General features: G+C 33.3%; 10 protein-coding genes. 2 read left to right on the forward strand and 8 right to left on the reverse strand.

Annotated features, from left to right (window positions below; all coding sequences use genetic code 11):
* Positions 1-120: 120 nt before the first annotated feature.
* From sucD to ylqF, 4 genes are all read right to left on the reverse strand, one after another.
* Positions 121-1029, reverse strand: a complete 909-nt coding sequence (sucD, locus tag MUA37_RS08245) for a succinate--CoA ligase subunit alpha (protein WP_002510975.1) — start codon at positions 1027-1029, stop codon at positions 121-123.
* Positions 1030-1050: 21 nt separating this feature from the next.
* Complete coding sequence (gene sucC / locus MUA37_RS08250; protein ID WP_002510974.1) at positions 1051-2217, reverse strand: ADP-forming succinate--CoA ligase subunit beta; 1167 nt, start codon at positions 2215-2217, stop codon at positions 1051-1053.
* Positions 2218-2312: 95 nt separating this feature from the next.
* Positions 2313-3098, reverse strand: a complete 786-nt coding sequence (locus tag MUA37_RS08255) for a ribonuclease HII (protein ID WP_002510973.1) — start codon at positions 3096-3098, stop codon at positions 2313-2315.
* Positions 3091-3963, reverse strand: a complete 873-nt coding sequence (ylqF, locus tag MUA37_RS08260; protein WP_103387952.1) for a ribosome biogenesis GTPase YlqF — start codon at positions 3961-3963, stop codon at positions 3091-3093. The genes MUA37_RS08255 and ylqF overlap by 8 nt, the downstream gene beginning before the upstream one ends.
* A gap of 294 nt (positions 3964-4257) precedes the next feature.
* Here ylqF and MUA37_RS08265 point away from each other — a divergent pair, with 294 nt between their 5' ends.
* On the forward strand, positions 4258-6855 hold the full coding sequence (locus tag MUA37_RS08265) for a YfhO family protein (protein WP_262624490.1): 2598 nt from the start codon (positions 4258-4260) through the stop codon (positions 6853-6855).
* Positions 6856-6860: 5 nt separating this feature from the next.
* On the forward strand, positions 6861-9473 hold the full coding sequence (locus MUA37_RS08270; RefSeq protein WP_262624491.1) for a YfhO family protein: 2613 nt from the start codon (positions 6861-6863) through the stop codon (positions 9471-9473).
* 55 nt (positions 9474-9528) lie between these two features.
* Here MUA37_RS08270 and rplS read toward each other — a convergent pair whose 3' ends face one another.
* The 4 genes from rplS to rpsP form a co-directional block, all read right to left on the reverse strand.
* The gene (gene rplS, locus MUA37_RS08275; protein WP_002510969.1) at positions 9529-9879 is read right to left on the reverse strand and encodes a 50S ribosomal protein L19; all 351 of its coding nucleotides are present in this window, start codon (positions 9877-9879) and stop codon (positions 9529-9531) included.
* A gap of 104 nt (positions 9880-9983) precedes the next feature.
* Positions 9984-10718, reverse strand: coding sequence for a tRNA (guanosine(37)-N1)-methyltransferase TrmD (gene trmD, locus MUA37_RS08280; RefSeq protein ID WP_002510968.1), 735 nt, complete (start codon positions 10716-10718; stop codon positions 9984-9986).
* A complete protein-coding gene (gene rimM, locus MUA37_RS08285) occupies positions 10718-11224 on the reverse strand; it encodes a ribosome maturation factor RimM (RefSeq protein WP_262624492.1) in 507 nt (168 codons plus the stop codon). Before rimM ends, trmD begins: the two co-directional genes overlap by 1 nt.
* A 180-nt stretch (positions 11225-11404) precedes the next feature.
* The gene (gene rpsP / locus MUA37_RS08290; RefSeq protein ID WP_002510966.1) at positions 11405-11671 is read right to left on the reverse strand and encodes a 30S ribosomal protein S16; all 267 of its coding nucleotides are present in this window, start codon (positions 11669-11671) and stop codon (positions 11405-11407) included.
* Between the last annotated feature and the right edge of the window lie 173 nt (positions 11672-11844).

Below are 11844 nucleotides of genomic sequence, written 5' to 3' on the forward strand. Positions count from 1 at the left end.
GTAAAAACACACTGCGACAACACGTTTGTCTTGTGTTGTCACAGTGTGTTACATCGTGAATTTACTGCACCTCAAAAAGCACAAACCCCGACATATTTCGGGATTTGTGCACTCTAAATATTATTGTTTCACAGTTAATAATTGATCATAAATGCCTGCTTCTTTAGCAGCTTCAATTAATGTTGTTCCAATTTCAGATGGTGTATCAGCAGTTTTCACGCCACATTCATTTAATGTTTTGATTTTTTCTGCTGCAGTACCTTTACCACCAGAAATAATGGCACCAGCATGGCCCATACGTTTTCCTGGAGGCGCAGTTTGACCACCTACGAAGCCAACGACTGGTTTAGTCATATTCGCTTTTATCCATTCTGCAGCTTCTTCTTCAGCAGTACCACCAATTTCACCAATCATTACTACTGCTTTTGTTTCATCGTCTTCATTAAATGCTTGTAATACATCGATGAAGTTAGTACCGTTGACAGGGTCGCCACCAATACCTACTGCTGTAGTTTGACCAATACCTTCTTCTGTTAATTGGTGTACAGCTTCATAAGTTAATGTACCTGAACGAGATACAACACCTACGTGACCTTTTTTATGAATGTAACCAGGCATAATACCAATTTTACATTCGTCAGCAGTAATAACACCTGGGCAGTTAGGTCCTACGACACGTGTCTTTTTACCTTCTGCATAACGGTTAACTTTAACCATGTCAACTACAGGAATATGCTCAGTGATGCAGATTGCTAAATCTAATTCAGCTTCAATACATTCTAAAATTGCATCCGCAGCAAACGGTGCTGGTACATAGATTACTGATACATTTGCACCTGTTTGTTCTTTTGCTTCATCTACTGTGTTAAATACTGGTACACCTTCAACAACTTGTCCACCTTTACCAGGTGTTACACCTGCTACAATTTGTGTACCATATTCAAGCATTTGTTTTGTATGGAAAAGGGCAGTAGACCCTGTGATACCTTGTACGATTACTTTTGTATTTTTATCTATAAATACGCTCATCTTAGTGCTCCCATCCTTTCCTTACGCTTCTTTAACGAGTTTAACGATTTTTTGTGCGCCTTCAGCCATAGTTGCAGCAGGTTCAATAGCAAGTCCTGAATCTTTCAAGATTGCTTTACCTTCTTTAACATTTGTACCTTCTAGACGAACTACCAATGGTAATGTTAGTTCTACTTCTTTAACAGCAGCTACAATACCTTCCGCGATAACATCACACTTCATAATACCACCGAAGATATTAACGAAGATACCTTGAACATTATCATCGCCTAAAATAATTTTAAAAGCTTCAGTAACTTTTTCTTTTGTAGCGCCGCCCCCTACATCTAAGAAGTTAGCCGGATTACCGCCGAAGTGATTAATAGTATCCATTGTTGCCATTGCTAAACCTGCACCATTAACCATACAACCAATATCTCCATCTAATGCGATGTAAGATAAATCGTATTTAGAAGCCTCGATTTCTTTCGGATCTTCTTCTTCTAAATCGCGTAATTCTTGGATATCTTTATGTCTAAATAACGCATTGTCATCGAAATTAATTTTTGCATCTAAAGCTAAAACATCACCATCACCTGTAGTTACTAATGGATTAATTTCAACAATTGAACAATCTTTTTCAATAAATACGTTATACAGTGAAATTAAAAATTTCGCTGCTTTATTAATAGACTCTTTTGGAATATTAATATTGAATGCGATTCTTCTAGCTTGATAAGGAGCTAAACCTGTTACCGGATCAATAGTCTCTTTAAAGATTTTTTCCGGTGTATTAGCAGCTACCTCTTCAATTTCAGTACCGCCTTCTTCTGATGCCATAAGTGTTACACGATCTGTCGCACGATCGATAACAAATCCAACATAATATTCTTTTTGAATATCGCAGCCCTCTTCTATGTAAAGGCGTTTAATTTCTTTTCCTTCTGGACCTGTTTGATGAGTTACTAGTTGTTTACCTAGTAATTCATTAGCGTAACTTTCAACTTCAGATAGTGATTTCGCAATTTTTACACCACCAGCTTTACCTCTACCGCCAGCGTGTATTTGTGCTTTTACCACATATACCTCTGAACTTAATTCTTTTGCTTTTTCTACCGCTTCTTCAGCAGTAAATGCTACGCGTCCTTCTGGGACAGCAACGCCCATGGAACGAAAAATTTCTTTACCTTGATACTCGTGGATATTCATTCTCCATCCTCCTGTTTCTTAGGTTAAGTGCATTTCAATTATAAGAAATGTAAGCGCTATTGTAAACTGTTTCAGCCATCTTCTTTAGAATTATTTTAAATTTCTAAGTTTTTAACCTTGGATTTTATCGGTTCAAATGATTTTCGATGAACCTCTGTCACACCATAACGTGTAATCCCATCTAAATGAGCTTGAGTACCGTAACCTACATTTTTTTCGAAAGCATAACCTGGATATGTTTCTGCCAAATCTTTCATGTATTGATCACGATATTCCTTAGCTAAAATACTAGCAGCTGCTATAGAGATACTACGCGCATCCCCTTTTATCAGTGATGTTTGTGCAATATCTGTATCAATTTCCATAGCATCAATAAGCAAGTGTGATGGGGTTACCGTTAGCTTTTGTACTGCACGGAGCATTGCCAGTTTAGTCGCTTGATATATATTCAAAGTATCAATTTCTTTTACTGAAGCGACACCATAGGCATAGTCAAGTGCGTTTGTTTGAATTTCTTGTTGTAGCTGTTGTCGTTTATCGGCAGATAATTGCTTTGAATCATTAATTCCAATAAAGTCATATGTTGGATCTAAAATAACTGCACACGTCACCACTGGTCCTGCTAAAGGCCCCCTGCCAACTTCATCAATACCACATATCACTGCGTCCTGATGTTGTTTAGCTATATTAGTCTCAAACTGAGTCATCTCAACATATTGTTCACGTAATCTTACATCTTTTTCTAATTGTTTCTGCCTTTGGGTTATAGCTAGTTTTACACCTTTTCGTTCATCTAGTTGATGTTCACTTTGCGCTAAACTTTCTAAAGATGTAATTGTTTGTAATTCTTTTTTGATATCTTTAATCGTTTGTTTACTCAAAATAGTCACGCTCAATTTCTTTAAAAACATCGAAAGTATAAGTGCCTATTTTAGCATTACGAATTTCATTGATAATTAATTCAATAACCGCTTCATAGTCTACTTCATTACCACGTTGTAATAGCCCTCTGCGTCGTCCAATAGCATCAAACCATTCTAAGTTTTCGGCATCTATCGCTACTTCGATATTATAGTGTTTTTTTAAGCCTTCATAATCATGTTGTTTTAAAAATTCTAATCCATATATAGCAACTTCATCTAAATGAACAATACTATCTTTAATCGCACCTGTTATACTTAATTTTTTTCCAACGAGTTGGTCTTCAAATTTAGGCCATAATATGCCTGGTGTATCTAATAATTGTAACGACTTCCCAATTTTGATCCATTGTTGTTGTTTCGTTACACCTGGTGTATTTCCAGTTTTAGCGATTGCTCGATTTGCTAATTTATTAATTAATGTAGATTTGCCGACATTCGGAATTCCTACAATCATCGCTCTAATTGCACGTGGCTTCAACCCTTTTTCACGCTCTTTAGCAAACTTATCTTCTGTTGCTTGAATAGCTGCCTGTTCTACTTGTTTTAACCCTTTACCATGCTTAGCATCAACTGTTACAGGAAAATTACCTTGTGCTGAGAAATAAGATTGCCACTTTTCTAGTTCTTTCAAGTTTGCCATATCTTTTTTATTCAAAATAATTACACGTGGTTTTTGTTGTATCACTTCATCAATCATTGGATTACGCGAACTATATGGTATACGTGCATCAACCAACTCAAATACTACGTCTACTTTTTTAAGTTGCTCAGTCACTTGTCTTTTGGCTTTGGCCATATGTCCTGGGTACCATTGTATTACCATAAACATCACCTTTCACTTTTAAAAATTATATTTAGATTTAGTTATTTCGAATTTACCTTTGTTTATATTATGTCCATTACATATTTTAATATGATAACGTAAATTATGATAGCATTTCTTTATGTTCAACATTTTATTTAGATGTTAATCACAAATTTTCAAATCACGCTGTTGCTTCTAAGAAATACGGGTATAGTTACTGTATACGTTGTTATAGTGCAAAATGATTTGTAACTACATATTTCTTAATTGAATTTTTATCGCTTTATATATCCAATTCACAGGAGTTATAGAATGAGACAAAAACTACTAATATTCATGCTATTATTTGTACTAGCAGTGATAGGACATAGCTATATTATTTATAGATTTTGGGTGGATGGTATTTTATTTACTGGCCCAAATGATGGTATGGAACAAATGATTCCAATACAAATGTTTTTATATGATAATTGGTCTCAAGGCAATTGGTTCTACGCCACAGATTTCGGATTAGGTGGAGATTTTTTTACTGATTTAGCATATTATTTTTCTACTAATATTTTATTTATTATCAATGTCATTATTATCTCTATTTGCAAACTGTTTATACATATGCCAACTTCTGATGTAATGTTTTGGATGACAAATGCCATAGTGCTGTCTATCGCCAAAGCATTTTTAGCAATGTGCGCAACCTTTTACTATGCTCACTACATATTACGTAATAGACAAGTTGCTATTTTAGTTGCAGCTTTATTTGTCTTATCACCATTATATTTTAGATTCACTGTATATTGGCCATTTTTCAGTGACATTTTTATATTATTACCTTTGCTCTTACTAGCAATAGAAAGGTTTTTACAACATAAAAAAATTGGTTTATTTATCATCGTAGTTGCCATATCTTTGATTAATAACTTTTATTTTGCATATTACCAATGCTTAACTGGTATTATTTATTTGGCATTACGTTTAATTTTTAGACATAAAAATGATATTAAACTTTCTATTAAGCATTTTAGTGTGTTATTCATAGCTGCATTATTAGGTTTAGGCTGTAGCTTATTTTTCTTCTTCCATGGAGTTATGAGTTTTGTAAATAATCGTCGTATCCCATTTAACGGAGAGGTCCCTTTGTTTGAACCGTTAGATAAAAACACTAATTTATTTTATGATAACTACTTAATTGTCGTTATCTTTATTACAATTCAAGCATTATTGGCATTTAAGTTGTATAAACATTTTTATTTTAAATTATTTGCTTTATGTACTCTATTTTGTATAATAGCTGCATTTATCCCTTATATCGATCAAGTATTTAATGGTTTTTCCGCTCCACAGAAACGGTGGCATTATTTATTAGCATTTAGTAGTGCTATGCTCATTGGAAGTTATGTAAAATATTTTAAGACTTTATCTATCCGGCACTATTGTACGACTTCAGTAATTGCCATAGGCGTCATTTTTACGAGCGCTTGGCTTGTTGACACTGTTGTATCTTGGGTTTATTTCGTACCAATAGTATGTGTTATAGGTTTATTAATTTTGCTATTACAACAACCTAAATACAAAGTAAAACTAACACCTCTGTATAGTCTGTCAATTATTATATTATTATTGTTAGTATCTTTTGTTTTTATCAAATACCAAATTTATTTTGCAGACCACCAACAACGGGCAAACAAAAATTACGTACAAAGTAGTATGTATAATTCACAACAACAGCGTGAACTTGTAAATAAGATGCAAACAACTAAAAACGATGATGAACGTATTGACTGGCGTGTCGATGAACAAGATAACACACCTATGTATCAACACTTTAAAGGTTTAAGTCTATATTCCAGTATTTTTCATCATAATATTTTAGACTTTTATTACGATCATTTAAAAATTAATATGGTTAATGAATCTGTCAGCCGTTATCAATCAACGAATGGTAGACAAAATTTAGCGAGTTTATTATCTGTAAAATATTTAATGCGCAAGGAACATCAATCTAATGTACCGTCATATTTTAAAAAAGTCGAACATCAAGGGCAATATGAAATTTATAAAAACCAATTACCTTTACCAGCTGTCCGTGTCAGTAATAAAATTTATGACGCTCGCAAACTGCATACGCCAATCGCGCGTGAACATGCTATGTTAACAGGAATTGTCTTACCGCATAAAGGTGTAGCTTTGCAGCAACAACCTAAAAATTTATTGAATGATGTAACAATTACAACTGATAATATTCAACAACAGCATAAAAATAAAATCAAAGTTACTAAAAATTCCGGACAAATAAAACTACATATACCTCAAAAAATAAGAAAGCAGTACGATGATTTTTATCTGACAATGAAAATTAAACGTGGGCTACCTGACAGTAATTTTTCAGTACAACTTAATCAATATCAAAATAATCGTTTATTTAACAATTCGACTTATAAAACTGGAGTAGACACACAGCTTTACAGAACCCAACCAGATAGTGACGGTAATATTTCAATTGATATAAGTCCATATGGAACGTATCAATTCCAATTACTTCAATTACATGGAGAAAATTACGATACACTCAAGCAAGCGACAAAACAACAACAATCGCACCATTATCATGATATTAACAACGGGGTAAAAGTTGATTTAGGAAAACATGAGAGCGGTATGGCACAAATTAATATTCCATATCGTCAAGGAATGACAGCTTTCGTGGATGGTAAAAAAGTCACTCCACAAAAAGTAAATTACTTCATGACTGGTGTACCAGTACGTTCAAATAACGACACTATCATTATTAAATATAAACCACCATTTTGGTTTACTATGATAATTATATCTTTAGTTAGTATAGTCATTAGTGTTATTTTCCGATTTATGTCATATAAAAAAAGCACGATCCATAAAAAGAAAAGAGGATAGTTGGCATGTTAAAACAATTATGGACAAATAAAATAACACGTTTGTGTTGTATTATAGCAATGGGGATTTTAGTTGCCTTGTTGCAATTTACACCTTATATTTATCGTTTTCTTACTGAAGGGGTTATTTTTAGCGGTAATGGCGATGGGTTTCGCCAGATGATGCCATTTCAAATGTATCTATATGAGCACTTTACGTCTTTCCAGAGCTTTTATGATCATTCTTTCGGATTAGGTGGCGATTATGTTAAAGACTTATCTTATTACTATGCCACCTCTCCATTTACATATATAAACTTTATTTTTGTATGGTTAGCAACACAATTATTTCATTTAAATCCTAGTGACATTGGATTTTGGCCTGGTAACCAGCTCATCGTTGCATTCGTTAAAACGGTAGTTACTTATACTTTAGCTTTTTATTACTTTAGATCTTTAAACTTAAAATTCAGCACAGTATTTTTAGCTGCCCTACTATATGGCGCGTCAACTATTGTCATTTATTTTAATTTTACCTGGTCATTTTATGGTGATTTACTCATTTTCTTACCGTTGTCTTTATTAGGAATTGAACGTTATTTCAAGCAACGTAAGCTTGGCTTATTCATTTTTGCCATTGCCTTAACGTTATTTTCAAATTTTTATTTTAGTTATTTTCAAGCGGTTGCTTTAAGTTTTTATTTTATTTATCGACTCTGTATTGTACACCCAAACGATATCGTAACGCGATGGCAAAAATTTTATACGATAACTATTGCAGTAGTATTAAGTACATTAGTAGCTATTTGGGGATTTTATACGGGAGTATCTTCATTTTTAAATAATGATCGCAAAGCTAATCCTGAATTTGAAATTAATCTTTTTACTGATTTTGCACGTCAAACACATTTCTTTTCCAATGGCTTTTATATTACTGTCACTGCTTTTGCTTTAGTTGCATTATTTGCTTTTAAATTATACAGACATTATTATTATAAAATGTTTGCCATTGCAACTTGGATAATGCTCCTCGGAGCTTTAACACCTTATTTCGATAGTATGTTCAATGGATTTTCAACACCACAACGTAGATGGATTTATTTATTCGCACTAACTACTGCTATTTTAATAGCTTTATTTGTGCAATATATGGCGGAATTAACGTTAAAATCATATATATATGCTTGTATACCAGCTTTATTGATTATAGTAACTATGTCAATCACAGTTACAGCACAGAAAATGAATTGGATGATTGTGTGTATAATCATTATGATTTTTGTTGGGTGCTTGATTTACAATAAGCCACTTATTACTAAAAAATGGGCACTACCTATACTTTTAGCTCTATTTGTAATACAGCAAGCTTTAATCGTTAACGATTACCATTTTAATAACATCAAAAAATATGAAAATACATTTGCTGATTTGGATGATTCTTCCTATCGAAGCAAAGTATTAGCACAAAAAATCGACTCAATTAATAAGTCTTACCCAAATGATCCATTAAACAGAATTGATTACATGTCACAATATGGACTGAATTCTCCGATGATTTACCATTTTAATGGTATAGCTTTATACTCAAGTATTTTTGATGGGGATATTTTAAATTACTACGATAAACAATTACAAATCAATATGCATACAGACAAAAATAGTACTTATCGCTTATTATCAAACCGTGCAAATTTAATGTCGCTATGGAATGTCAAAGATCGTATACGTCGTCCTAATGATCTTAATATGACTTATGGTTTTAAAGAACATCAACTTATAAAAGATGGTAAAGCTGAATTTATACATTCTAAAAATGAAATCGATTATCCTAGTGCACATATTACTAACAAAGTGTACGACCAATCTGATTTGAAATCACCATTAGATAAAGAACAAGCAATGTTACAAGGCGTTACATTCAATAACGATAAATATGTTAACTCTTCATTTGAAGCTAATGATAATTTGTTATCTAAAGCAGAGCAATCCATGCAAAATGCATATATAAATGATAAAAAGCAACTTGTCGTTACAAAAAATAACGGGGGTGTCGAATTTAAGCTACCACAGTCTATAGCTAAGCAGTATAAAGATATGTATGTAGAATTAGACATTCAGTTACTCGCACCAAATAAAGAACATTATGTAGGCATTAATGAATATAAACAAACTCGTAATGAATTAGATTATAAATATCGACGCTTGGTTAACCCAGTAACTATGCGAGTTAAAGCTAATGATGTCTTAAAGTTAAAATTAGCTCAAGGTATTTATAAGTATCGCATTAAAGGGATTTATGGCGAAAATTATAATACTTTACGTCGTAGCGCACAATCTCTAAACGAAGTCGATGTTGCACAACGTCGAGATGGTTATACTGTGACGAAACGTAAACAAGATAAAGGATATATCGTATTACCTATGGCCTATCGTGATGGCATGTATGCCAAAAGTAATGGTAAAGAAATCCCTGTCCTAAAGGGTAATGGTATTATGACTGTAATACCTGCTGAAAAGGGTCAAGAAAAATTAACATTACACTATAGACCCCCACATTTTTGGGTATTAATTACCATATCTGGACTGAGCATATTATTGAGTATTGGCTTCACGATATGGGTACGCAAAAAGCAACATTAAACACAAAAAAGACGAGCCTAAATATAGGCTCGTCTTTTTATTCGTCTTATACTGATTAGCGAATTTCAGGAATTCTAGCAGCTTTACCACGTAAGCTACGTAGGTAGTATAATTTAGCACGACGTACTTTACCGCGACGTTTAACTTCAATTTTTTCAATTTTAGGAGTGTGTACAGGGAATGTACGTTCCACGCCTACACCTGAAGAAATTTTACGAACAGTGAAAGTTTCTGACACGCCGCCACCACGACGTTTAATAACTACACCTTCGAATACTTGGATACGTTCGCGATTACCTTCAATAATACGTACGTGAACTTTTAAAGTATCACCTGGACGGAATGAAGGTATATCAGTGCGTAATTGTGACTTAGTTACTGCTTCAATTAATTTGTGATTAGTCATTTTTTTCTCTCCTTCAGCCTATGTTCTTGCCTTGACAAATATATAGCAGCGGACCATAGTGATTTTCGTGCTTTGCACACTTAAATTATATTAGCACAGACTATTTATTTTTTCAATTGCTTTTTATAAGTTTCTAATATTTTTTGGTCTTCTGTTGTTAACGGATACTGTTCTAATAAATCAGGTCTTTTAACCCAAGTATTAATCAGCTTTTGTTCATGTCTCCATTGCTCTATATGTGCATGGTTGCCTGAGAGCAATACATCTGGCACATCATGTCCTAAATACGATCTTGGACGAGTATACTGTGGAAACTCAAGCAAACCATCTTGAAAAGAATCGTCTTCATGTGATTGTTGATTACCTAATACACCAGGTATTAAACGAACGATAGCATCAGTCATAGTCATGGCGGGCAATTCACCACCTGTTAAAACATAGTCACCAATAGATACTTCATCCGTTACTAGCTGTGTACGGATTCGTTCATCATAACCTTCATAATGACCACAAATGAATACTAAATGTTCTGCTTCACTTAGTTCTTGTGCTAACGCTTGATTAAATGGTTTACCTTGTGGACACATTAAAATGACACGTGTTGCTTCAGTATGTTCAACTGCTTGCATAGCATTAAATACTGGCTCAGGTTTCAATACCATTCCTTGTCCACCACCATAGGGATAATCATCTACTTGGTTGTGTTTATTTTCAGCAAAATCTCTAAAGTTAACAGTATTCGTTTGCAAGACCCCTTTATCTTGTGCTCGCTTCATAATCGAATGATTCAATATTCCATCAAACATTTCCGGAAATAGCGTCAAATAATCAATTTTCATTAATCCAACAATCCTTCCAGTGGTGTTATATGGATTGTACGACCTTCCACGTCTACTTCCTTAACCACATCAGCAATATAAGGTATTAGATATTCTTTATCTCCTTTTACAACCCATACGTCATTTGCACCTGTCTCAAAAATTTCGATAACTCTACCTATCGGGGTATCTTCATCATCAAAGACAGTACAGCCAATAATATCTGAATAATAAAACTCATTTTCAGCTAACTCAATTTCCTCATGATCGCGTTCTTGCAATAATACTTGCCCTTTCAAATGCTCAATATCATTGATATTATTAATACCTTCAAATGTAAGCATATGTAGGCCCTTATGCATACGATGTGATGCTACAGTTAACATTACTGGTTCTTTGTGTGTTTGTTCTATCGTTAACATTTCGCCTGGTTGAAAACGTGTATCTGTAAAATCTGAATTTGATTTTACTTTTACTTCACCTTTAATGCCATGTGTATTGACGATTTTACCTACTTCAACTTTCATATATGTTCCTCCGAAATAAAATACTCATCTTCAAACTTTTATTAATCACGTAAATTATAACATGCTATAGTCTCTGTTTATATATTTTGTTACAGTTGCCTATGAGTAAATTCAACTTTAGCCTATAAAAAAAGAGTACCCTATATGGTACTCTTAAATATCACACTTTATAATCAACGATTATTTTTGCTCGTCGAATTTTTTCATGATACCTTCTTTAGATAAGATATTACGTACAGTATCTGTTGGTTTAGCACCATCATTTAACCATTTTAATGCTAATGCTTCGTCAATTTTAACTTCTGGAGCATTTACATTATTTGGATTATAAGTACCTACTTGTTCGATAATTCGACCGTCACGTGGTGAACGTGCGTCTGCTACTACTATACGATAAAATGGGTTTCTTTTTGAACCTAAACGTGTTAAACGTAATTTAACTGCCATTGTTTGATTCTCTCCTTTGATTTCTATAATTTATTTTCTACAAGAAATAATATTACCAGTTAATAGTTAAGTTGTAAAGAGTTTTCTCTTTACTATTTAAAAGAAAATAATATTTGTGCTATTGAGCTAAAATAATGAGTCCGAGACATCATTTATTACGTAAAATCAATATG

It is taken from the genome of Staphylococcus arlettae (assembly GCF_025560845.1).
Classification (GTDB): Bacteria; Bacillota; Bacilli; order Staphylococcales; family Staphylococcaceae; genus Staphylococcus; species Staphylococcus arlettae.